The following is a 23,548-nucleotide window of genomic DNA, read 5'->3' on the forward strand; positions in this document are numbered from 1 at the left end:
ATAAGATTTACGGTGTCGCGAAAATCACTCTGGTGGAAACCACAATCGCGCGCTGTCTGCGCCGCGATCAATGATGACGTGATGATTGGCGAAGACGCGATAGGGGTGGCTCCAATTGCCGTCGGGCCACCGAACACGGATTTGTGCACGCTCTGCCACGCCCAGACCGAAGTGGAGGAAGGTCATCTGGCCCGAGGCATGTCCGCCCCCAACCTGCACATCCCGCACGATGCTGCGGTTCCCGATCTTGACGCTCACCTTGGCGCCGACCGCATTCGGGTTGGGCGCGCGGGGTTGGTGCAATTCCACCGCCAGCCAATTGCCCAATGGCTTGGGGGTATCAGCATTGCCTGCACCGACATTGCGAAACAGGCTGGCACGATGAGACCGGTTGACCACGACAAGATCGAGCAGCCCATCCATGTTGAAATCGGCCAGCCCCGCGCCACGTCCCCGTGTTTTAAGGGCAATGCCGGCAATGTCGCCAACCTCGACGAACTTCTCGTTCCATTGGCCGAGCAGCAGGTTGTCCGGGTCATAGGCCGCAAAGTCCTGCATGGCTTCAACATTACCCTTGGCAATGAACAGATCCCATAAGGTGTCGTTGTTGACGTCCTCGAATTCGGAATGCCATCCGGTCGACGGGCGGAAGTCTTTGCCCGTGTAGGGGCGATGGGCGGTGACGCCGCGATCAAAGGCGATGTCCTGATAGACGGGCAGCACCTCGTCACTTTCATCGTCAAGCGTTTGCAGCTTGGTATCGCCCATACTGGTCAGCGCATATTCCGGGTAGCCGTCAACGTTGAGGTCGATGGAGGCAATGCCCATCCCCCAGATCTTGAGATGACGCCACCCGTCCGAGCGGCGATAGGGCCGCGGCGGGCGGCCTGGATGCACGGCCCAAAGCTGCTCTTCGCCACCGCGATAGTATTGACGATCATTGGAGACGCGCAGCGATGGCTCACCAGAGCGGTTCCAGTCGGTGAAGAGCATCGACAGACTGCAATAGCTCTGGGCTTAGGCGAAAGGGATCACTGTAGTCGGGCTCCTGTGCGTCCTTGGTTTGCGGCTGCGGGCGAAACAGATAATTGTCGCTGCAAGTGCCCCAGGGTGAACCGGGGGCGGAGCGGTCAACATAGTTGCCGATCGCAAGCGTCGGAAAGCTGTTGCCAGTTTCCCATGTGGCAGAGAACGCTGTCGTCCAGTCACGTCCACCGTCAAAATGGGCTGTACGATTGTCCTTGGCAAAGTGACAGGCACCATCGCCTTTCAACAGCAGGTTCTCGCCCAGACGCAACACGACCAGATCCATATGTCCGTCGTTATTGTAATCCAGAGGATAGGCGCCGAGCACCCGCGTCACTTGGCTTTCACTCAAGCCCGTCGGCGTTTCCTTGAATTTTAGCGCTCCACCAGTAGGGCTTTCATTGACGTAAAGCGCCGCCGGTGTGGTGCCGCCCGCCATGAACAGATCAGGCCGCCGGTCCCCATTGCAATCAAGAATGGCGACGCCCCCGCCAACAAAATATTCCCAGGGGCCGGTATAAGCGTGATCAATGCCAGCGGCGACCGCCTGTTCGACAAAATGCGGCACAGGTGCCTTCGAGACGGCGCGTTGCGCGCCCTTCTGGTCGGTTGCAGAGGCGGCCGAGATCAGGCCGCCAAGCAGCAGAGCCGCCATGGCAGTGGTTATGAAAAGGGGGCGAACGATCAAATAAAGCGGGGTCATTTTGCAATCTCCAGGGTTCTGAGAAATGCAATCATGCTTTGGCGTCCGTCTTCGCTCAGGGCTTCATAGGCATCCCGCGAGGCCTTGGCCTCACCGCCATGCGCCAGAATGACTTCGTTCAAGGTTGGCAGATCGCCACGATGCCCATAGGGCGCGGTGCTGGCCACGCCCCAGAGTTCGGCGGTCAGAAACACGTCGCGGGCGACAAATCTCTGGCTCAACAGTTCATTGCCCAAAATGTCATTGGCTGGATCGGTGATTTTGTGTCGCTTCAGATCGCCGTAAAGGGGAACAAGGATGCGGCCTTTTGCATCACGCGGCAGAGCCTTGACCCAATCATACTGCGCCAGATCAATACGGATCGGGGTCTTGACCTCACTTGAGCGCAAGGTTCCTGCGTTCTCGTAGGGGTTGGGATCGACAAACGTCAGGTTATCCAGCGGCAGGGTGGGCTTGTGACAGGCGGTGCAGCCGATTTCATCAAACCTTTGTTCGCCTCGCGCGGCCGCTTGTTTCCAGATCTCGGGCAGATCGGTCTTGCGGGTTGGTGCGGGCAAAGTGGCCTGCCAGGCCACCAGCGCGGAGACTTGCGCCGGGCTTAACTCGTCGTCGATGTGGTCACCGTCAAAGTCTTTTGTGCCGGTCCATTCTTCGCCGAACCTTTCGGTTGGCTCCATACCGGTGTGCTGATTCAAGGCATTCACCGTGAACTGGCGCAAGGAGCCGAATACGCCTTTTTGGCCAAAGGGCCGGATCATCAAATCAAGATCGACCCCGTCAAGCTGGCTGATGTCGACGGTGCCGTCAGGGTTAGCTGTCAGCTTTCCGAAGGACACGCCCTTGGAGGACAGCTTGATGACCACGCTCTTGTCTGTCGCGCGGGCGTCCTCCAGTCCTTTGCGGCGCTGGGCGCGCAGGTCCGCAGTCATTTCGCGGGCAAGCAACTCCACAAGGCCGGAACCTTGCAACGCGTTGGTGCCGCGTTCATTGGAAAATTGCGGATCGGTTGTGTCGAAGTCGGCGCTCTCGAATCCTTCGGAGACGAACACATTGGCGGTGAAATCCCCTGCGCCACCGGGCACGGGCACAGAATGACAACTGGCACAGGCGTTGGAGTCCGGGCCAGACAACCGCATGAACGGATGACGGGGCGGGCGTCGTCGCCTTGGTGGGAATAATCGCTTGTGTGGCGTTGGGGCGTCCAGCTCCTTCCTCGTGAGTGAACTTGCCCTCGAACAGGGTTTCACCCAGATCAAGCAAAGGCTGCGGATCCTTTGCCGCTTGTCGCGCCAGTGCGTCGAAATCCGGGTTCTGATGCAGCACTCTTTCATCCCAGGGATACATCTTGGACGGTGCCGGTACATCTGATGCGCCCGCTGTGGGAGCGGAGGCGGCAGGGCTTTCGGCTGCGGCGATCAGTGTCGATTGAGCCAGTGTAACACTGCAAAGCAAGCCCAGAATTGACTTGCTGACCCAACGTTTGGGCAAGGAAGGTGCCTGGATCATGAAGTCTCCTCCGCTGAAAGCGGGTCCGCCGCCTCTGGCGCAACAGTAACGCTGTGCGCGACCGCGCGTTGTCCCGTGTTGTCAAGGTGATCGAGCGCCCGAATGCGTAAGCCAAGGCCGATATAATCGTCCTCCCAGGGCATGACGTCGATTTGTCGGTTTTGGCGCAGATCCCTCACGAGCGCTTCCTCCAGATTCTTGCGCATCGAAGGTTCCATGAAGGCGTAAGCCTCGGTTACGGCCCCTGTCAGGACAACCCGTTCCGGGTCCAGAATGGCGATCAGCCGAGCGATACCATAGCCAAGCGCCTTGCCCGCCTGGGCAAAGGCATTGAGCGCACTTTCATTCCCGGCCCCGGCTTCGCGGATGAGTTTTTTCAAACCGGCGATGCCTGCTGGAATGTCATCGGGTGGCGTGGCATCCGGCAGGTTGAGCGCCATGCGCACCAGCCCGTAGTCCGAGAGATACGCTTCAAGGCAGCCGTCCTTGCCGCAGCGGCACCGCGCGCCGTCCGGCATGTGGTTGGCATGGCCGAATTCCGCCGCCATGCCATTGGCTCCGGAAAACAGGCGATTGTCGATGTAAAGGCCCATACCAACGCCATAGTCCAGCATGACCACGGCAAAGGTGCCTCTGTAACGCGCTGGATCACTCCAGTGCAGCGCTTCGGTGATCATATTGGTATCATTCGACAGGGTACAGCGCGCATTGAAGGCCCGTTGGACAGGCTCGACGATGGGAATCGGCCCGGAGTGCAGGGCAGGACTCCAGGTCACCTGACCGCTGTGTGTCTCCACAACACCTTGCGCTGCAATGCCGATTTCGCGGATGCACAACGGGTCGATCTTTGCGTCATCCAGAAACTGGTGAATGCAGGCCACAAGAGTGGCCGGGAAAGTGCCCGGGGTGGCTGAGGCGCTGGAAAATCCAACCGTCTCGCTGGACACGGTTGCACCTGAGTAATCCGCCAGATTGAAGTGCAGACGATTGACGGAAATGCGCAGGCTCAGCACATGAGCGGCTTGCGGGTTCAGGCGCAAAAGCGCGCGCGGACGCCCTCGGCTTTGCGGCAGTTTCGTCGGATTGTCCGGAATGGATTCAATCAGACTTTCGGCCAGCAGGTCCGATGTAATGGCGGTTATGGTCGCCGGGCTCAACTGCGTCAGGCGGCCCAGATCAATACGTGCTAAGGCGCCAAATCGCCTCAGGTTTTTCAGTATAATCTGTCTGTTCTTGCGCCTGATCAGGTCATGGTCAGTTCTTTGTGCCATTCCTCCCAGATCGCCTTGGTTTTCAAGACGACTCCTCCCCGAGATTATTTGCGTTTTGTTGCATTGCGAAATGAAACTGGCTTTTTATATTTCTGGCCAGAAGCAAATTCATGTTGACAGTTGCGGTTGTTTAGAGCAACTTTTTTTTGGGCATCGAAAAAAATAGATCGATTATGCCCGCTGGGATGACCTCGGCTCCCGAGGAGGTAAGTGGCGCCGGGTTAACCCAATTTGTATTGAGGAGGAGAATTCATGTTTAAGACGTCGACGATTTTGGCCGGTCTGATGCTTTCTGCCAGCCTTGTCTCCTATGCCCATGCCGCTGATTTGACGGTTGGCGTGAGCTGGTCGAACTTCCAGGAAGAACGCTGGAAGACAGATGAAGCTGCCATCAAGAAAGAACTCGACAAACTGGGCGCGAAGTATATTTCCGCCGATGCTCAGAGTTCATCTTCGAAGCAGGTCTCTGACGTTGAGGCCCTGATTGCACAGGGCGCAAACGCACTGATCATTCTGGCTCAGGATTCCCAAGCAATCGGCCCGGCTGTTCAGGCTGCTGCCGACGAAGGCATTCCAGTGGTCGGATATGACCGCCTGATCGAAGATCCGCGCGCCTTTTACCTGACGTTCAACAACACCGAAGTTGGTCGGATGCAGGCCCGCGAAGTTCTCAAGGAAGCTCCTGAGGGCAACTACGTGATGATCAAGGGCTCCCCGACCGATCCGAACGCAGATTTCCTGCGCAAGGGTCAGCAGGAAGTTCTTCAGGACGCCATTGATTCCGGCAAGATCAAGATTGTTGGAGAAGCCTACACCGATGGCTGGTTGCCTGCCAACGCGCAGCGCAACATGGAACAGATCCTGACGGCCAACGACAATAAGGTCGATGCGGTTGTTGCCTCCAACGACGGCACCGCCGGTGGCGCTGTGGCTGCGTTGACGGCGCAGGGCATGCAGGGCATTCCAGTGTCCGGTCAGGATGCTGACAAGGCCGCTTTGAACCGGATCGCCCGCGGCACACAGACCGTCAGCGTCTGGAAGGACTCGCGCGATCTCGGCAAGTCGGCTGCGGACATTGCAGTGGAAATGGCCAAGGGCAAGTCTCTCGCGGATGTCTCTGACTCCGAAGAGTGGACATCCCCGAGCGGCAAGAAGCTACGTGCTCGCTTCCTGAAGCCTGTGCCGATCACCAAGGACAACCTGAGCGTCGTCGTCGATGCAGGTTGGATTTCCAAGGATGAACTGTGCTCAGGGCGTCAGCAAGGGCCCAGCCCCTTGTAACTGATCACATCATTAGAATTGCCCGGCATGTGGCCGGGCAATTTTCATACTTGCAATACGACCGTTTCGGTCCGCCTTGTCTCACCCAGCCTAGTCTCTCGGGAGCCAGATTGTACTTGTGACAAGCGTCGCCGGGGCGCGACGGGTTTCCACTCAGGAGTTATCTGATGTCTGATCAGACCCTGTCAGGCAAGAAAAGCTCGACAGTCAGCAATTTCTTCTCCGCCCTTCAGATCGACACGCGCCTTCTTGGAATGATTGGTGCTTTCGTCGTGCTCTGTCTCGTGTTCAACACGTTCACGGACGGGCGGTTTCTGACCCCGCGAAATATCTTCAACCTGACCATCCAGACCGTTTCGGTCGCCATCATGGCAACCGGTATGGTTTTCATCATCGTTACCCGCCATATCGACCTGTCGGTGGGCTCGTTGCTCGCCACCGTGTCGGCCGTGATGGCCATGACGCAAACCCAGTTTTTGCCGAATACCCTCGGTCTTGGCATCGACAGCCCGATCTTGTGGATTGCGGCGATTGTTGCGGGCCTGGTGATTGGCGGACTGATTGGCGCCTTTCAGGGCTGGCTGATCGGGTATCTCGGCATACCGGCTTTTATCGTCACGCTGGGTGGCCTGCTCGTGTGGCGAAACGCGGCCTGGTTCATTACCGATGGTCAAACCATTGGCCCGCTTGACCCGACGTTCAAGAAGCTTGGCGGTATCGAGGGTACGCTTGGTGAAACCTGATTCCTGGGTGTTCGCCGTCGCGGCCTTGCTGATTGCGCTGGCGGCGCAATATTATTCGCGTCGGCGCAAGATGACGCATGGCTTTCCGGTCAAGCCGGCTTGGGCGGAGGCTGTCCTGTCGGCCTTGATGACATTCCTCATTCTGGGGTTCGTCTGGACCCTGACGGCCTATCAGATTCCGGCAGCGCGTTTGCGTCGTGTCTTTGCAGCGCATGGCGAGACCATGCCTGACGGCTACACCACCGGATACGGCATTCCTTATTCGGTGCTGTTGCTGATCGTCGTGGCTGTTGTGATGACGGTGGTGGCGCAGCGCACGCGCCTGGGTCGCTATATCTTCGCAACTGGCGGCAACCCGGATGCAGCCGAATTGTCGGGCATCAACACCCGCTTTCTGACTGTCAAAGTGTTTGCCATCATGGGGGCGCTTTGTGCTCTGGCAGGTGCTGTCGCTTCGGCACGTCTTGGCTTTTCCACCAATGACATCGGCACTCTTGACGAGCTTCGCGTCATCGCCGCCGCGGTGATTGGCGGTACGGCTCTGGCCGGTGGTGTGGGCACCATCTACGGTGCCATTCTGGGGGCCCTGATCATGCAGTCGCTGCAATCCGGCATGGCCATGGTGGGCGTCGATGCGCCCTTGCAGAACATTGTCGTCGGCATCGTTCTGGTTCTCGCCGTCTTCGTCGACATCGTTTACCGCAAGCGCACGGGAGACTGATCCATGACAACTCCTTTGGTTGAAATGAAAAATATGCGGATCTCCTTTGGTGGGATCCACGCGGTCGATGATGTGTCTGTCGATCTGTATCCGGGCGAGGTTGTCGGGCTTCTTGGTCACAATGGCGCGGGGAAATCCACGCTGATCAAGATCCTGTCCGGCGCCTACAAGGCCGACAGCGGCGAAATCCGCGTCAACGGCGAACCGGTGACCATCACCAGCCCGCGTGATGCGCGGGCCCTCAACATTGAGACGATCTATCAGACACTGGCTCTGGCAGATAATCTTGATGCGGCATCAAATCTGTTCCTCGGCCGTGAACTCGTCACCCCGATGGGGTTCGTCGATGATGACCGGATGGAAGCTGAAACCCGCAAGATCATGGGACGGTTGAACCCCAACTTCCGCAAGTTCCATACGCCGGTAAAAGCTCTGTCGGGCGGGCAGCGTCAGTCCGTCGCCATTGCCCGTGCGGTGTATTTCAACGCCCGCATCCTGATCATGGATGAGCCGACAGCCGCCTTGGGCGTCCATGAAACGCAGATGGTGTCGGAGCTGATTCAGGAACTGAAGAAGCAGGGCATTGGCATCTTCCTTATCAGCCACGACATCCATGACGTGTTCCAGTTGTGCGACCGTCTGGCGGTGATGAAGAACGGTCAGCTCGTCGGGTCTGCGAAGACAGGCGATGTAACCGATGATGACGTGTTGGGAATGATCATTCTCGGCAAGTGTCCGGCCAATGCGACGCCGGGCCCTGGTGCGTTGACGAGCAGCGACGCAACTGTCTGATAAGAATTATTGATGGCCCGATTTTGTCACGGTGGGTTTACTGCCTTGGCAAATCGGGCCATCAATTTGTCTGGATTTTCGCGAAGGGTCTGCGTGGATTCGACGATTTGACCGGCATTTCGGGTCGGTTGTGTTTCAGTGCTTCAAATGACCAAAGAAGAGACAAAGCATGTTTATCGGCCTCGATATCGGAACCAGTTCTGTCAAGGCAATCCTGATCGACCAGGATCAGCGCCTGATTGCCCGAGGCCACTGCGCCCTTGACCGTCGAGCGGCCAGCGCCGGGCTGGTCGGAGCAGGATCCAGATAGCTGGTGGACTGCCGTTGTCGATGTGATGGATCGCATTGCGGCTGAAGCGCTAGGCGAAATGGCTGCCGTGCGTGGTATCGGCCTGTCAGGGCATATGCACGGTGCAACGTTGCTTGGGGCTGATCACAAGCCGTTGCGTCCCTGTATCTTGTGGAACGACGGGCGGTCGTCCAAGCAGTGCATCGAACTTGAACAGCGGGAACCAAAATTCCTGACGCTGGGCGGCAATCGTGTCATGCTGCGCTTCACCGCGCCCAAGTTGCAATGGGTGCGTGAAAACGAACCGGACGTTTTTGGCAAGGTTGCCAAGGTCTTGCTACCGAAAGATTATGTTCGACTGTGTTTGACTGGTGAGTTTGCCAGCGACATGTCCGACAGTGCAGGCACGCTGTGGCTGGACGTTGCGCGTCGTGACTGGAGCGACGACTTGCTGGCCGCAACGGGTCTGACGCGCGACCACATGCCGCGTCTTGTTGAAGGGTCTGACGCAACCGGAACGCTTCTCGCCGATCTGTGCAGCCGGTGGGGGCTTGCAAAGGCCCCTGTCGTGGCCGGCGGCGGTGGCGACAATGCCGCGTCCGCGTGTGGCGTTGGCGCAACAAAACCCGGCTCTGCCTTCGTATCGCTAGGCACGTCCGGCGTGCTGTTTGTCACCAATGATCGGTTTTCGCCAAATGTCGACAGCGCGGTGCATGCCTTCTGCCATGCAGTGCCTGATACCCTAGCACCAGATGGGCGTCATCCTGTCGGCAACCGACAGCCTCAATTGGCTATCCAAGACGCTGAATGTCTCTCCGGCGGATCTGACGGGGGAACTTGGGCTGGTCACAGGCCCGTCCGACGTGGCTTTCATGCCCTACTTGGGCGGAGAGCGGACACCCCATAACGATGTGAACATTCGCGCAGGATTCTTTGGCATTGGTCATGAAAGTGATCGCAAAGTGCTGACGCATTCCGTACTGGATGGTGTGGCGTATGCCTTGAAAGACTGCCTTGTAGCGCTTCAGGCTGCGGGGTCCCGTGTTGATCGTCTGACAGCTGTGGGGGGCGGTGCCAGATCTCAGCTCTGGTTGAAAATCATTGCCAGTGTCCTCAATGTCAGCGTTGATGTACCCGCCGATGGCGATTTCGGCGGCTCGCTTGGCGCGGCCCGTCTTGGGGCCGCTGCTGCGGATGGATTTTCTCAGGATATTTTCACAGCTCCTCCCTTGAGTGCCAGCGTTGATCCAGAACCTGCTTTGGTCGCCGCCTATGAAGATGGCTATGCCAAGTGGCGGAGCTTGTATCCGGCGCTGAAACAGGCCGGTTTCTGATCTGAAACAAGGTTTGACAGTTTGGGCCCTGCCATGCATCGCGTGTGGCGGGGCTTTGTTTTCAAGACGACCTGAAACTGTGCTGAAAAGACAGGCAGTGCGCGGGATCGGGATTCGTTGGAGAGCCTTTCCCCTTGATTGCCGAGGTTGGATTGCCTAGTTGCTGTGCGAGTAGAGCCGTTGCGGATTTTTTTGTTCGCGAAACTTGGAAAAATGCTAACCGGCATCTTTTATCCTGCTGCCGGAGTACCTAACAATGGCGGATGATGACACTGTCTAAGCTCACGCCGGATATGGCGCTTTTTCTGGATTTCGATGGAACGCTGGTGGATTTGGCACCACGTCCCGAAGATGTGCATGTGCGCGAGAACCTCGTTGCTTCGTTGGGCCATGTTCAGCAACTCCTCGGCGGTGCCCTCGCGATTATTTCGGGACGGCCGATTGCCGAGATTGATGGCTTCCTGGCCCCCCTTCATCTCTCCGCTGCCGGACTGCATGGTCTTGAGACGCGCTCTCAACTCGATCATCCAGTTCAAAGCCGTCCGACTTCGCCTGAACTGCTTGATCTGAAACGAGCGATCACTGCGTCGGGGCTTTTGGAAAAAGGTGCGCGGCTCGAAGACAAAGGCCCGGCCATTGCAATGCATTTTCGTGCAGTTCCCGAGCTTGAGGGCGAGGTTTCGGCCTTTCTTCAGGAAACCATATCGCATTTGTCGGAGCTTCATCTGATCCACGGCAAGATGGTGATTGAGGCCAAGCCCAATGTGTCGGACAAAGGTGTTGCCTTGCGCTCGTTCATGAGCAGCGCACCATTCCAGGGCCGTCAGCCTGTGTTTATCGGCGATGATGTGACTGACGAGGATGGTATCAGGGCAGCGCAAGCCGAAGGTGGTTTTGGCATCAAGGTTGGCGATGGCCCCAGTGATGCGCATTACAGATTTAAGGACGTCGCAGCAGTTCACGAGTGGCTGGCTGCCCCTAATGACAGTTTAGTTTCGGAGATTTCGTGAATGGCTTGGACTGATCCCGTTCGCCATGGAGCCCTCGCTCGATCTGGCCATGATTGGCAATTGCTCTTTTGCCGGGCTTGTCGACAAGATGGGCAAGATCGTTTGGTGCTGTCTGCCAAGATTTGACGGCGACCCCGTGTTCCATTCGCTGCTTGGCACCAATGGTGAGGAAGGCGATGGCGCCTTTTCCATCGAGCTGGACGGCGCTGTGCGGTCTGAGCAGGAATACGTCCAGAACACGGCGATCGTGAAGACCCGCGTTTTCGATGCCAATGGCAACGGAATCGAGATCACCGATTTTGCACCGCGCTTTGTGCGCAACGGCCGGACCTTCCGCCCCAATGCCATTGTGCGCCGGGTGCATACACTCTCTGGTCATCCACGCATTCGTGTACGCTGTCGTCCGCGCTTCGCCTGGGGCAGTCTTGATCCGGAAGTTACCTTTGGTTCCAATCACATGCGTTGGGTTGGCGATGGTATGGCATTGCGTATGACGACCACCGCATCGGTGACGTATGTGCGTGAGGAAACGCCGTTCCTTATGGATGGCCCCTTGTCGTTCTTCCTCGGTCCGGATGAATCGCTGACCGATCATCCCGAGCGGCTGTGTCGTGATTTCGAGGAAAACACCGAGATCTTCTGGCGTCGCTGGACCCGTCGTCTCAGCTTGCCGCTGGAGTATCAGGAAGCGGTCATCCGCGCCGCCATCACGCTGAAGCTGTGCACCTACGAAGAAACCGGTGCGATCATTGCTGCAGCGACCACCTCCATTCCGGAAGCCGATGGCACCGAGCGCAACTGGGATTACCGTTATTGCTGGCTGCGAGATGCTTTCTTTGTGATTCGGGCGCTGAACTCTCTGTCGGAAATGGAAACGATGGAGAATTATCTGCGCTATCTGAACAACATCGTTGCTGTAACCCAAGGGGGCTATGTGCAGCCCTTGTTCGGCATCGGGCTGGAAGCAAAGCTGGTGGAATCTACCGTTGATCTGCCCGGTTACCGCGGCAATGAACCGGTACGTGTCGGCAATCAGGCCTATGAACATTTCCAGCATGATGTTTATGGCAATATCATTCTGGGCGCGTCGCAGGCTTATTTTGACAAGCGCTTGCTGCATCAGCCGGGTCTGGATGATTTCCAGCGTCTGGAACAGGTGGGCGAACGTGCCTTTGCCATGCATGACCAGCCGGATGCGGGTATCTGGGAGCTGCGGACCCGCGCGCGCGTCCATACCTCTTCGTCGCTGATGTGTTGGGCGGCCTGTGATCGTCTGGCGAAGATCGCTCATAACTTCGAGCTGGTCGACCGCGCGGCCTATTGGAAAGAGCGGGCCGAAACGATCCATGCGACCATCTGCAAGCGTGGCTGGAATGATGAGATCGGAGCCTTCGTCGAAAGCTTTGAAGGGTCCGACATGGATGCCTCGCTGCTGCTGATGGCCGAGGTTGGCTTTTTGCCCGCCAATGATCCGCGCTTCGTGGCAACAGTCGAAAAAATCGGCGAAGTGTTGCGTCGGGGCAATCATCTGTTCCGCTATCACGCTGCGGATGATTTCGGCACTCCCGACAATGCCTTCAACATCTGTACCTTCTGGTACATTGATGCATTGGCGCGGATCGGCCGAAAGGACGAGGCGCGCGAGATCTATGAAACAATGCTTGCCAGCCGAAATCATGTCGGCCTCTTGTCGGAAGACACTTCGCCCGGCACGGGAGAACTCTGGGGCAACTTCCCCCAGACATATTCCATGGTCGGTATCATTAATGGTGCAATGCGGCTAAGCTCGAGTTGGGGAGACGTCGTCTAAGGAGGATGATCGACTTCAGGCAGCTTTCGGCGCCTGTTCGGTTTTCTCTTTGATCCGTTGAACGGAACGCGTCGGCCCCGGTCGGCGCGTTTTTATTTTGCGTATCAAAGCAGGAAAAGGGGACAGTGTGAGCAGATTGGTGGTTGTGTCGAACCGTGTGGGTCCGATGAAAGACACCGGGCGGGCAGGTGGTCTTGCCGTGGCGCTTGTCGACGCCCTTCTCAAGACCGGTGGCCTCTGGTTCGGGTGGTCCGGAGATGTTTCGGAAGAAGGAACGTTCGGAGGGTTGCAGGAGCAGAAACAGCGTACCGTCCGTATGGTTCAACTGGACATGACACAGGCCGACTATGATGATTTCTATGCCGGTTACGCCAACAGAACTCTTTGGCCCATTCTGCATTACCGGCTTGATCTTGCTGTTTTTGATCGCCGCTTTGAGCAGGGCTACCGCCACATCAACAACCGCTTTGCGACGCGTCTGCGGCCCTTGCTGGAGCCTGACGATGTCATCTGGGTACACGACTACCATTTCCTGACGTTTGCTGCCGAATTGCGGCGCATGGATATCAACAATCCACTCGCGTTTTTTCTGCATATTCCTTTTCCTGCCCCTGAAATTCTGGCTGCATTGCCTAATGCAGCTGAGATCGTCAAGGATATGCTGGCTTACGATCTCGTCGGCTTTCAGACACGGCGTGATGCAGATAACTTTCGCCGCTTTGTGGTCGAGGAACTCGGCGGCCAGTATCTCGATGATGACACTCTGAAATGGGGAGATCGTGAAGTTCGGGCCAAGGCCTATCCCATCGGCATCGATGCTGATGGTTTTTCCAAATTCGCCATGTCGCCGGATGCCCGACGCCATTCGGCCCGTCTGGAAAAGCTTCTGGCAGGTCGTCAGCAGATCATCGGGGTGGATCGTATAGACTATTCCAAAGGACTGCCCGAACGCTTTCACGCCTATCAACGGCTTCTGGAAGAATACCCGGAAAACCGAGGTAATTTGTCTTTTATGCAGGTTGCACCGCCATCGCGGGCCGAACTGGACGCCTATATCGACATTCGCCGCGAGCTGGACGAACTGACCGGGCACATCAACGGGTTGTTCGCTGATCTTGATTGGACACCGATCCGCTTTCTGACCAAGTCCTTTCCGCGTCGTGCGCTGGCAGGTATTTACCGGGCCAGTCGGGTCTGTCTGGTGACACCCTTGCGGGATGGCATGAACTTGGTCGCCAAGGAGTATATCGCGGCACAGCGCGCGGAAGATCCGGGCGTTTTGGTCTTGTCACGTTTTGCCGGTGCGGCGGAACAGATGCCCGAAGCGTTGATTGTCAATCCGCATCATGCCACGGCAGTGGCTGGCGCGCTGCAGACAGCAATCAATATGCCGATGGAAGAGCGCCGCGCCCGTTGGCAGGCCATGTTTGACCGCTTGTGCGAGAATGATGCAATCGCATGGTCGGGCAGCATCATGGATGACGTGCGCCGGATCAAACGGTAAATCCGCTTTAGGCAGAGAGGCGCATAAATTGAAAACGGCGGCCCGAGAGCCGTCGTTTTCTGTTTGGACAAAGACATAATAGGACAAGACGGGCGTCAGACGCGGCGTTCGACCATCATCTTCTTGATTTCTGCAATTGCCTTGGCCGGGTTCAGACCCTTCGGACATGCCTGCGAACAGTTCATGATCGTGTGGCAACGATACAGGCGGAACGGGTCTTCGAGGTTGTCGAGACGTTCGCCGGTTGCTTCGTCACGGCTGTCAATCAGCCAGCGATAGGCCTGAAGCAGCACAGCTGGACCAAGATAGCGATCGCCGTTCCACCAGTAGCTCGGGCAGGACGTTGAGCAGCACGCGCAGAGAATGCACTCATACAGACCGTCAAGCTTGGCACGGTCTTCATGTGACTGAAGCCATTCTTTTTCCGGCGGGGGAGACACCGTCTTCAACCAGGGCTCAATGGAGCGATGTTGCGCATAGAACTGGTTGAGATCCGGGATCAGATCCTTCACCACCGGCATATGCGGCAGCGGGTAGATCTTGACGACCTTGCCCGAAATCTCGTCCATCCCTTTGGTGCAGGCGAGTGTGTTCGTGCCGTCGATATTCATCGCGCACGAGCCACAAATGCCTTCACGGCACGACCGACGAAATGTCAGGGTCGGGTCGATCTTGTTTTTGATGTAGATCAGACCATCCAGAACCATCGGCCCGCAATCATCCTTGTCGATGAAATACGTGTCGACTTTCGGGTTGGTGCCGTCATCGGGGTTCCAACGATAAATCCGGAATTCCCTCAAGTTGGTGGCATCGGCGGGTTTGTCCCAAACCTTGCCTTCCTTCACCTGTGAGTTCCGGGGAAGCGTCAGCTGAACCATTTTTCATCGCTCCGCGTTACGGCCCTGGTTTCGCGTCCGGGCCACATCACACCAATCTTCAAGCAGTAAGCTCGAAGACCGAGTTGTCATTTGTTTCACCAATCGATCGATACCCGAAGGCGCAGAGCGCCCCGGTACAGTCTTCCTGCCAAACCGACCGGCAATTTGTTTCGAGCATGATGACCGAGGGCCACAGAGACCGGTCGACACTGCGCAGATATGGCAGGATCACTCGGTCTTCGAAGCCTTCGACATCAATCTTCATTACGTCGATCCGGGCAATTGCGTGCTCGGAAATGACATCCGCCAGCGGGCGTACCTGAACCTCTTGCGGGGTCCATGTGCCTGTGGCCTGAGCATCCACCAGGTCCTGAACCACGGTAGCAAACCCGATATTGCTCTCTTCCAGCCACAAGGACAAAGTGCCTGCTGTCTCGCCAACGGCGATCAGGGCAAGCTTGACGCTGTGCTCCAGATCGTTGGCGGCCAGATTGAAAACCAGCTTTGCAGCCGTATCCGGGTTGGCCTCAATCGCAAGAACATCGGCGCCGGAGCGGGCTGCGAACAGACTGTAGCTGCCCACATTGGCCCCGACATCGACGAAGCTGCTGCCCTGTTTCAGAAACGGGCGCAGGAAGCCATGCTCGGCCCGTTCAGGCAAACGCCCCTTGGCCAGCATCTTGCGGTCGTCGTAGTTCTGACCCGGATAGAGGCGGAACCGAAGTCCGTCCGCCTCCAGGTCATATGGTCCCTTGAACAGCCGCGACACGACACCCCGGATGCGCAGGCGCAAAGACTGGGCGAGATCACGACGATCCGCCAGTGTCCAGGCCAGCCGGACCAGCCCGCCGGCACGATATGTGCCGAAGGGACTGACCGTATCCATGTTTGTCGCTTGTGCGTTCAAGACCGGACCTTTCCTTAGTAGACGCGCGCTTTTGGCGCGATCTTCTTGGGGTCGATGCCGCCGTCTTCGTGCTTCGTCAGCGGATCGATGACAACCGGACGGTAGTCCAGCTTCACGTCACCTGCTTCGTTCACCCAAGCCAGAGTATGCTTGCGCCATTCTTCGTCGTTACGGCCATCAAACGGACCGTCCTTGTAGTCCTCACGGGAATGCGCACCGCGGCTTTCCTTGCGAGCTTCCGCGCCATAGACCGTGGTGATGGCATTGGCCATCAGATTGTCAAGCTCAAGCGTTTCCACCAGGTCCGAGTTCCAGATCAACGAACGGTCGGAGACCTTGATGTCCTTCAATTCGCCCCATATGGCGGACAGGCGCTGACACCCCTGTTTCAGGCTTTCCTGGGTCCGGAACACAGCTGCATCATCCTGCATGGCGCGCTGCATCTTGTCGCGCAGATCTGCCGTCGGAATGGATCCGCTGGCATGGCGAACGCGGTCGAAGCGTTCCATGATCTTTTCGCAAGACGCTTCGTTCGGTGTCGGAACAGCAGCCTGCGGGTCGATGACTTCGGCGGCCTTGATGGCAGCAGCGCGGCCAAAGACCACCAGATCGATGAGCGAGTTGGATCCCAGACGGTTGGCGCCGTGGACCGAGGCACACCCGGCTTCGCCAACAGCCATAAGGCTAGTGCTGAATACGGTTGGGGTTCTCGGAATCGGCGTTAAGAACCTGGCCCCAATAGTTCGTCGGGATGCCACCCATATTGTAGTGAACCGTTGGCAGGACCGGGATGGGCTCCTTGGTCACGTCAACACCAGCGAAGATGCGTGCGGATTCGGAAATGCCCGGAAGACGTTCTGCCAGCAGGGCCGGATCCAGGTGATCCAGGTGCAGGAAGATGTGATCCTTGTCCTTGCCGACGCCACGTCCTTCGCGGATTTCCATGGTCATGCAGCGCGAGACAACGTCACGGGACGCCAGATCCTTGGCCGAAGGGGCATATCGCTCCATGAAGCGTTCGCCTTCGGCATTGACCAGATAGCCGCCTTCGCCGCGTGCGCCCTCGGTAATCAGACAACCGGAGCCGTAGATGCCCGTCGGGTGGAACTGAACGAATTCCATGTCCTGCAATGGCAGGCCTGCGCGGGCCACCATGCCGCCACCGTCGCCGGTGCAGGTGTGGGCCGAGGTTGCCGAGAAGAAAGCGCGACCATAACCGCCGGTGGCCAGAACGACCATCTTGGCGGAGAACCGGTGGATCGTGCCGTCATCGAGGTTCCAGGCGATCACGCCCTGACACACACCATCTTCCGACATGATCAGGTCGAGTGCGAAATACTCGATGTAGAACTCAGCGTTGTTGCGCAGCGATTGGCCGTAAAGCGTGTGCAGAATGGCGTGACCGGTCCGGTCGGCCGCCGCGCAGGTGCGCTGCACCGGGGGACCTTCGCCGAAGTTCTGCATGTGGCCGCCAAAGGGGCGCTGATAAATGCGGCCGTCCTCGGTGCGCGAGAATGGAACGCCGTAGTGTTCCAGTTCGTAAACCGCTTTCGGGGCTTCACGGGTGAGATACTCCATGGCATCGGAATCCCCGAGCCAATCTGAGCCTTTCACCGTGTCGTACATGTGCCATTCCCAGCTGTCCGGCGTCATGTTCTGCAAGGAGGCTGCGATGCCACCCTGAGCTGCCACCGTGTGGGATCGGGTCGGGAATACCTTGGTAATACAAGCTGTTCTCAGGCCCTGTTCGGCCATGCCGAGCGTGGCACGCAAACCTGCACCGCCAGCACCGACCACTACGACGTCGTACTTGTGTTCGACGAACTCATACGTCTTGGCCATTCGGGTTAGCCTCCAAAGCCGATTTTAAGCACAGCAAACATCGTGCCGAAGCCGACAAGCGCGCAGAAGAAGACGTTGCCCATCACGCAGAGAATTTTCATGCCTTCAGAGTGGATGTAATCCTCGATGACCACCTGCATGCCCAGCTTCATGTGATAGACGCCGGACAGAATAACCAGCAGCATGATGATCGCGATCAGGGGGTTGCCAAGCGTTGCCCGGACTTCTTCGTAGGTATCGCCCTGCATCGAAATAACGAGGATGACGAAAAAGGAAATCAGGAACACATTGGCCAGGGCCGTGAGACGCTGCATCCAGAAATGCGACGTTCCATCCTTGGCCGAGCCAAGCCCTTGGACCTTGGCGAGAGGGGTGCGCATATCGCTCATATCAATCTCCCTCAATGAACCATGAGTGCGATGACCCAGAGCAGGATCGTGATCACGACAGATGCGACGATGGTGGCCTTCGCCATCCATTCGCGCGTCTCGCGCTCAAATCCCTTGCCCATGTCCCACACGAAATGACGCAAGCCGCCAATCATGTGATGCACGAGAGCCCAGGTGAAACCGAACATGATCAGACGACCGATGATGGATCCATAGATCCCGTTGACGAACTCGAAATAATCGGGACCGCTGGCAAGGGCAATAAGCCACCAAGCCAAAAACAGTGTTCCGACATAGAGTGCGAGACCGGTGATCCGGTGAACGATCGACATAACCATTGTAAGAATTGGCTTGTAGATCTGAAGGTGGGGCGACAGCGGGCGATTGCCTCGCAGGTCGGCATTGGGCATTGGAAATCTCTCCCTCACAACACCATCTTACGTTTGCGTAAGCGTAAGCAAGAAAACGCGTTCTCTTGAGCGTTTCTAGCGCCAACACTGGTCGGCGTCAAAGCTTGATCATAAGGATTTTTCTACGAAAGAAGTTACAAAATCCAGAATCAGAGCAAACTCATTGGATTTCTGCGGGTTTTTGTGCTTCGCAGCGTAACACGAAAGATTTTGAAGGCGATGCACAAAGTCGATTTGACGTCGCGGTAGGGTGGGTTTCTTTAACGTGAACGTAAGGTTCAAGTTAAAATAACTGATTTGCTCTGCAGTTTCTTGAAGAGATGTACCATCAGAATTGTCGCGAAAATGGGCGTAATCAGGTTCAAAATGGGCACAGCCAGAACGGCGGCGATCAGTAGACCTGCCATGAACACGCTGCCGCTATGGCGCTTGCGCAGCAATTTGGCTTCTGCCGAGGTCATAAAGCGGGTTGCGGCAAATTCGAAAAATTCCCGGCCGAGCAGATAGCCGTTCACCGCAAAGAAGGCGATGAGATTGACGCCCAGGATGAACAAAAGCAGCAGTGCAAACAGGTTTCCGATAATGACGATGCCGGTAAACTTGATCGCCTGGACCATGCCGATCCAAATGGAGACGGGCGTGCCGGGCCGGTCCTGCGGATAATGCTGCTGCTCAACGATCTCGGCCACTTCATCCTGAAACAAACCGGCGAGAAGAGCCGAAATTGGCGCGACCAGAAAACTCAGCGCGAAAATCGCACCAATCCCCGTCAGGATGGTCAGCACCGTGGACAACCATGGGTAAGGCAGGACAACCAGCGAGGCGACAAGACCTTCCAGCAGAATCCAGATGACCACCAGAACAGCCAGCGTCGCTCCAAGAACCTTGAGAAAGATTTTGCGGAAGGGTGGTTCGAAAACCTGGGCGATGGAACGTAGGGCAATCGAGATCATGCAGCACTCTCGGGTCAATCAAGGGACGATAGCGAAGGTGGGGGGCTGGTGACGGCCTTGCAAGATCGACGCACCCCTTCCGTGTTGGTCAAAACCGCGTGCGGGCCTTCAACGCCTGCGACAATGTTCCCTCGTCAAGGTAGTCGAGTTCGCCACCAACCGGTACGCCATGCGCCAGCTTGGTGACATTGACATTCAATCCGTCCAGTTGATCCATAATGAAATGCGCGGTCGTCTGGCCTTCTACCGTGGCGCTGATCGCCAGAATGACTTCGGCAATATGCGGGGCGCGGCATCGTTCCACCAGAGAGGTCAAGTTCAGATCCTCCGGGCCAATGCCATCCAGCGGCGACAGCGTGCCACCAAGAACATGATAGCGTGCATTGAGCGCTGCGGCGCGCTCCAGCGCCCAGAGATCGCCGACATCCTCAACCACGACCAGCACGCTTTCGTCCCGCTTGGGATCGGAGCATATGGAGCAAGGATCCATTGTGTCGACGGTTCCGCAAACGGAACAGACACCGATGCTCTCGACCGCAACACTCATGGCCTCGGCCAGCGGCACCAGAAGCTGTTCCTTCTTCTTGATCAGTTGAAGGGCGGCGCGGCGGGCCGATCTGGGGCCGAGACCCGGCAATCGGGCCAACAACTGGATCAGCCGTTCAATTTCAGGACCGGCAACGGGTGTTTTAGCCATCGGGTCTCAGACCTGTCGTGACAGAATGCGGAAGGACAACGGGGACCCGCCGCGCTGCTGCGCCAGATCCGATTTCGCAGATGTCCGGCTCAGAACGGCAACTTCATGCCGGCTGGCAGGCCCATTTCACCCATCAGCTCCTGGGTCTTTTCCTGCATCATTGCTTCCGCCTTCACCTTGGCTTCCGCGTGTGCGGCGACAATCAGGTCTTCTAGAATCTCGACATCATTCTCGCTGAAAATGGACGGGTCTATTTTCAGGCCGCGCATATCACCCTTGCCGCCGAGGACCACGGTGACCATGCCGCCCCCCGAAGAGCCTTCAACCTCGATTTCAGCGAGGCTTTCCTGCAGGCCGCCCATCTTTTCCTGCATTTGCTTGGCCTGTTTCATCATTTTGAGGAAGTCCATGTCCGGTCCTTTCCAGTGTGCTTCTGCGGTGAAGGGGTGCGTCAAGCGCACCATCCCATGTGCTGTCTTTGGTGTTATCTTCGTCCGAGCGCGCTCAGCGTGCGGAGGTCGTCGCCTAACGCATCGGGGTATCAGAGATCGCTGTCGTCATCGTCGCCGAGTGCTTCTTCAAGAAGTGGATCATTCAACGGCATGTCGGCGAGATCATCCTCGCGGTGAACACGCACATCAACCACGCGTGCGCCCGGAAACTTGCTCAGAAGAGCCGCCACCGTTGGGTGCGCCTTGGCATTCGACAAGATCTGCTGCTGATTGGCTTCTTCTTCTTCGTGGATGGTTGGACGGCCGGGATGGCGGCTGACACTGACGATCCAGCGGGTCCCGGTCCAGTCGGTCAGCTTGCGGCCAAATTCGCCTGCGATGTCGGGGCCTGCGTCCTCAGTTGGCTGAATTTCAATGCGGCCCGGTTCAAATTTGACCAGCCGCATCTGCCGCATGATGGCGACTTTCATCGGCACATCACGCTTTTCCGAGGCGAGATCTGCACAATCGCGCAGGGTTTTGAGAACCGGCCCGGCAATGGGCACTTGTGCGGGCTTTTGCTGTCCGGGATCAGGACGTCGCTGCGGCTGCGCGGCTGCACCGCCTGCAATGGATTGCAAGCGCGGAGCATTGTCGAGAGGCCGCGACTGACCCATCTGGCTGGCTGCACCATGTGTAGATTGCGCTGTTGTCGGGCCTTGCCCGTTCGGCGCAGCATTTGGTCCCATATGCTGTGGTGCGCCGGTCGGTTGCTGTGCCACGGCCTGTGCGGCCTGCTGTGCGTTCCGTGTGCCGCCTCCCGAGGGGCCGCCAGAGATGCCGCCGCCGGATGGGCCTGCGGCACCACCGCCTGCCGGAGCACCGCCAGAGGTGGGCCCCTGCGGCAGAGTGCCGTTGCGCAACATCATCAGCGCTTCGCCGGGGTCGGGCAGGTCGGCAGCATAGGCGAGGCGTACCAGAACCATGTCGGCCGCTGCCAGTGGTTTCGGCGCAGTCTGCACTTCCTGAATGCCCTTGAGCAAAATCTGCCAAGTCCGTGACAGAATGCGCATGGAGAGCTTTTCGGCGAACTCCCGCCCACGCAAGCGCTCAGTCTCGGTCACGGAGACATCGTCGCCAGCTTGCGGCACAACCTTCATGCGGGTGACCAAATGGGTAAAGTCGGCCAGATCCGTCAGCACGACCGCCGGATCGGCCCCCACCGTATATTGCGCGGAGAGTTCGTTCATGGCGTCGGCGACATTGCCGGACATCAGATGATTGAACAGGTCAATGACACGAGCGCGATCGGCCAGCCCGAGCATGGAGCGCACATCGTCTGCCTCAATCGCACCGTCGCCATGCGCCATGGCCTGATCAAGCAGCGACAGGGAGTCACGCGCCGAGCCCTCTCCGGCGCGGGCGATCAGTGACAGGGCATCATCCGCGATGTTGATGTTCTCAGCATCGGAGATACGGCGCAAAAGGCCCACAAGCTTGCTCTGGTCGATGCGACGCAGGTCAAACCGCTGGCAACGTGACAGAACCGTCACCGGAACCTTGCGGATCTCGGTTGTCGCAAAAATGAATTTCACATGCTCCGGCGGTTCTTCCAGTGTCTTCAACAGACCGTTGAAGGCCGCATTGGAGAGCATGTGCACTTCATCGATGATGTAGACTTTATAGCGTGCCGTCGCAGGGCGATAGCGGGCGGCGTCGGTAATCTCGCGAATGTCGCTGATGCCGGTGTGGGAGGCGGCATCCATCTCGATCACATCGACATGGCGGCCTTCCATGATGGCGCGACAATGGACGCCTTCCTGTTCCAGGCGCACGGTTGGCTGATTTATTCCGCCCGGCACTTCGTAGTTCAGACCACGCGCAAGAATGCGGGCGGTTGTCGTTTTGCCGACACCGCGCACCCCGGTCAGCATCCAGGCTTGTGCAATCCTGCCTGTGTCAAACGCGTTTTCCAGCGTCTGGACCATAGGCTCCTGTCCCACCAGATCTTCAAAGGTCTGGGGCCGGTACTTGCGCGCAAGCACCCGATAAGCATTGTCTTGCGGGGTTTTAGGGCCGGTTACGGCGCCTGCGTCCGCTTGCGGAAAGCCAGTGTCATCCATGCGCGCAACATAGCGTTATTTGTAGGGGTCTGTCCCGCCTTGAAACCAGTTTTTTGTGAAAGTTCTTCGTGTTTGGACAAGGCATGCGTCCTTCAGGGAGCTGCCAGGATGCGGCTGCCGGACAAAGCGTACGAAGAGGCAAGAGAAAGGGTGGGAGGCTGGCACGATGACCCGTACCGAAGCTCGTTAGGGCTGCTTCCTTCCGGACCTGACCCGATTGGCGAGTGGTTCGTCCACCACCAACCTCCCGAGCGCCTTATATCAGCAACCACCCCATCTTTGGCAAGAGGGGTGATGAAAAACTTTCCGCGAGGTTGCGGCAGGACTGACAACTTGTGCAGGAGTCGTTGGCCTTGTCCCTTTGCGAAAGATGGCAGACAGAGAATTGGTGCGTCTTGCAGTGGTAACTTGGTGCTGGCTTTGCCATAGTCGAGAAAGCTGAAAGATGAGAAAAATCATGACTACATTTCAACTGGACTCACGTCTGGAGGTCGACAGTCTACCGGTCTCCGACCTTCCCTTGTGCAGCCTGCGCCTGATGCGCGACAGCACATTCCCATGGCTTCTTCTGGTGCCGCAACTGCCCAACCTTGAGGAAGTCATCGATCTGTCTGAGCCGGACAGGCAGCGCCTGATGGCCGAAATCAGTCAGACCAGCCAAATTCTGAAGGATCTGACGGGCTGCGATAAATTGAACGTCGGAGCCCTTGGCAACCATGGTCAGGCAGCTCCACGTTCATGTGATAGCGCGGTTTGAGAGGGACGCTGCTTGGCCGGGGCCTGTCTGGGGAGCAGTGACGCCCAAATCCTACGCACCCGATGCCGCCGACGATCTGATTGCGCGTCTCCGCGCAGCCCTTCAATCGTAAAGCAAAGCAGCCCTCGCCGAGGCGATGGGGTCGCAAACAAGGAAAAATGATGAGTTTGG

The 23,548-nt window shown here is 57.6% G+C and carries 17 protein-coding genes, 1 other RNA gene and 4 pseudogenes; 8 read left to right on the plus strand and 14 right to left on the minus strand.

From position 1 onward, the window contains the following. Nucleotides 1-24: 24 nt before the first annotated feature. The 4 genes from AC0L7U_RS12085 to AC0L7U_RS12100 all read right to left on the minus strand — a co-directional run bounded on the left by AC0L7U_RS12085 (nt 25) and on the right by AC0L7U_RS12100 (nt 4,506). Entirely contained in the window at nt 25-993 is a 969-nt protein-coding gene (locus tag AC0L7U_RS12085) for a CRTAC1 family protein (RefSeq protein ID WP_473690980.1), read from the minus strand. Next, complete coding sequence (locus AC0L7U_RS12090; RefSeq protein WP_473690982.1) at nt 962-1,729, minus strand: FG-GAP repeat domain-containing protein; 768 nt, start codon at nt 1,727-1,729, stop codon at nt 962-964. Before AC0L7U_RS12090 ends, AC0L7U_RS12085 begins: the two co-directional genes overlap by 32 nt. Beyond that, nucleotides 1,726-2,865 (minus strand): di-heme oxidoredictase family protein, encoded by a 1,140-nt coding sequence (locus tag AC0L7U_RS12095; protein WP_473690984.1) that lies wholly within the window; start codon nt 2,863-2,865, stop codon nt 1,726-1,728. Before AC0L7U_RS12095 ends, AC0L7U_RS12090 begins: the two co-directional genes overlap by 4 nt. A gap of 366 nt (nt 2,866-3,231) precedes the next feature. Beyond that, nucleotides 3,232-4,506: an ROK family protein gene (locus tag AC0L7U_RS12100; protein ID WP_473690986.1), complete on the minus strand. Its 1,275-nt coding sequence runs from the start codon at nt 4,504-4,506 to the stop codon at nt 3,232-3,234. A 252-nt stretch (nt 4,507-4,758) separates the two neighbouring features. Between AC0L7U_RS12100 and xylF the strand changes: the two genes are divergently transcribed. The 7 genes and pseudogenes from xylF (at nt 4,759) to AC0L7U_RS12135 (ending at nt 13,990) form a co-directional block, all read left to right on the plus strand. Continuing rightward, complete coding sequence (gene xylF, locus AC0L7U_RS12105; RefSeq protein ID WP_473690988.1) at nt 4,759-5,787, plus strand: D-xylose ABC transporter substrate-binding protein; 1,029 nt, start codon at nt 4,759-4,761, stop codon at nt 5,785-5,787. Between the two features lie 167 nt (nt 5,788-5,954). Further along, nucleotides 5,955-7,251 (plus strand): annotated as a pseudogene (locus AC0L7U_RS12110) (sugar ABC transporter permease). 3 nt (nt 7,252-7,254) lie between these two features. Continuing rightward, nucleotides 7,255-8,043 carry an ATP-binding cassette domain-containing protein gene (locus AC0L7U_RS12115; protein ID WP_473690990.1) on the plus strand — a complete coding sequence of 263 codons (789 nt, stop codon included), beginning with the start codon at nt 7,255-7,257 and terminating at the stop codon, nt 8,041-8,043. Nucleotides 8,044-8,212: 169 nt separating this feature from the next. Then, nucleotides 8,213-9,666 (plus strand): annotated as a pseudogene (xylB, locus tag AC0L7U_RS12120) (xylulokinase). A 263-nt stretch (nt 9,667-9,929) separates the two neighbouring features. Next, complete coding sequence (otsB, locus tag AC0L7U_RS12125; protein ID WP_473690992.1) at nt 9,930-10,676, plus strand: trehalose-phosphatase; 747 nt, start codon at nt 9,930-9,932, stop codon at nt 10,674-10,676. Between the two features lie 25 nt (nt 10,677-10,701). Continuing rightward, on the plus strand, nt 10,702-12,486 hold the full coding sequence (locus tag AC0L7U_RS12130) for a glycoside hydrolase family 15 protein (protein WP_473690994.1): 1,785 nt from the start codon (nt 10,702-10,704) through the stop codon (nt 12,484-12,486). 127 nt (nt 12,487-12,613) lie between these two features. Next, nucleotides 12,614-13,990 carry an alpha,alpha-trehalose-phosphate synthase (UDP-forming) gene (locus tag AC0L7U_RS12135; protein ID WP_473690996.1) on the plus strand — a complete coding sequence of 459 codons (1,377 nt, stop codon included), beginning with the start codon at nt 12,614-12,616 and terminating at the stop codon, nt 13,988-13,990. Nucleotides 13,991-14,085: 95 nt separating this feature from the next. Here AC0L7U_RS12135 and AC0L7U_RS12140 read toward each other — a convergent pair whose 3' ends face one another. From AC0L7U_RS12140 to ffs, 10 genes and pseudogenes are all read right to left on the minus strand, one after another. Continuing rightward, a complete protein-coding gene (locus AC0L7U_RS12140; protein ID WP_473690998.1) occupies nt 14,086-14,868 on the minus strand; it encodes a succinate dehydrogenase iron-sulfur subunit in 783 nt (260 codons plus the stop codon). 58 nt (nt 14,869-14,926) lie between these two features. Continuing rightward, nucleotides 14,927-15,775 (minus strand): FkbM family methyltransferase, encoded by an 849-nt coding sequence (locus AC0L7U_RS12145; RefSeq protein WP_473691000.1) that lies wholly within the window; start codon nt 15,773-15,775, stop codon nt 14,927-14,929. 14 nt (nt 15,776-15,789) lie between these two features. After that, a pseudogene (gene sdhA, locus AC0L7U_RS12150) lies at nt 15,790-17,617 on the minus strand (succinate dehydrogenase flavoprotein subunit). A 5-nt stretch (nt 17,618-17,622) separates the two neighbouring features. Then, a complete protein-coding gene (gene sdhD / locus AC0L7U_RS12155) occupies nt 17,623-18,006 on the minus strand; it encodes a succinate dehydrogenase, hydrophobic membrane anchor protein (RefSeq protein ID WP_473691001.1) in 384 nt (127 codons plus the stop codon). An 11-nt stretch (nt 18,007-18,017) separates the two neighbouring features. Beyond that, the gene (sdhC, locus tag AC0L7U_RS12160; RefSeq protein WP_473691003.1) at nt 18,018-18,416 is read right to left on the minus strand and encodes a succinate dehydrogenase, cytochrome b556 subunit; all 399 of its coding nucleotides are present in this window, start codon (nt 18,414-18,416) and stop codon (nt 18,018-18,020) included. Between the two features lie 278 nt (nt 18,417-18,694). Next, on the minus strand, nt 18,695-19,369 hold the full coding sequence (locus tag AC0L7U_RS12165) for a sulfate transporter family protein (RefSeq protein WP_473691005.1): 675 nt from the start codon (nt 19,367-19,369) through the stop codon (nt 18,695-18,697). 88 nt (nt 19,370-19,457) lie between these two features. Continuing rightward, a complete protein-coding gene (gene recR / locus AC0L7U_RS12170) occupies nt 19,458-20,066 on the minus strand; it encodes a recombination mediator RecR (protein WP_473691007.1) in 609 nt (202 codons plus the stop codon). Between the two features lie 89 nt (nt 20,067-20,155). Continuing rightward, the gene (locus AC0L7U_RS12175; protein ID WP_473695790.1) at nt 20,156-20,476 is read right to left on the minus strand and encodes a YbaB/EbfC family nucleoid-associated protein; all 321 of its coding nucleotides are present in this window, start codon (nt 20,474-20,476) and stop codon (nt 20,156-20,158) included. Nucleotides 20,477-20,607: 131 nt separating this feature from the next. Continuing rightward, nucleotides 20,608-22,620, minus strand: a complete 2,013-nt coding sequence (locus tag AC0L7U_RS12180) for a DNA polymerase III subunit gamma/tau (RefSeq protein ID WP_473691009.1) — start codon at nt 22,618-22,620, stop codon at nt 20,608-20,610. Between the two features lie 150 nt (nt 22,621-22,770). Beyond that, nucleotides 22,771-22,868, minus strand: an RNA gene (gene ffs / locus AC0L7U_RS12185) — signal recognition particle sRNA small type. 209 nt (nt 22,869-23,077) lie between these two features. Here ffs and AC0L7U_RS12190 point away from each other — a divergent pair. Continuing rightward, nucleotides 23,078-23,489: pseudogene (locus AC0L7U_RS12190) on the plus strand (HIT domain-containing protein). The last annotated feature ends 59 nt before the right edge of the window (nt 23,490-23,548 follow it).

The sequence above is a fragment of the Roseibium sp. 10G30-5 genome (assembly GCF_055809635.1).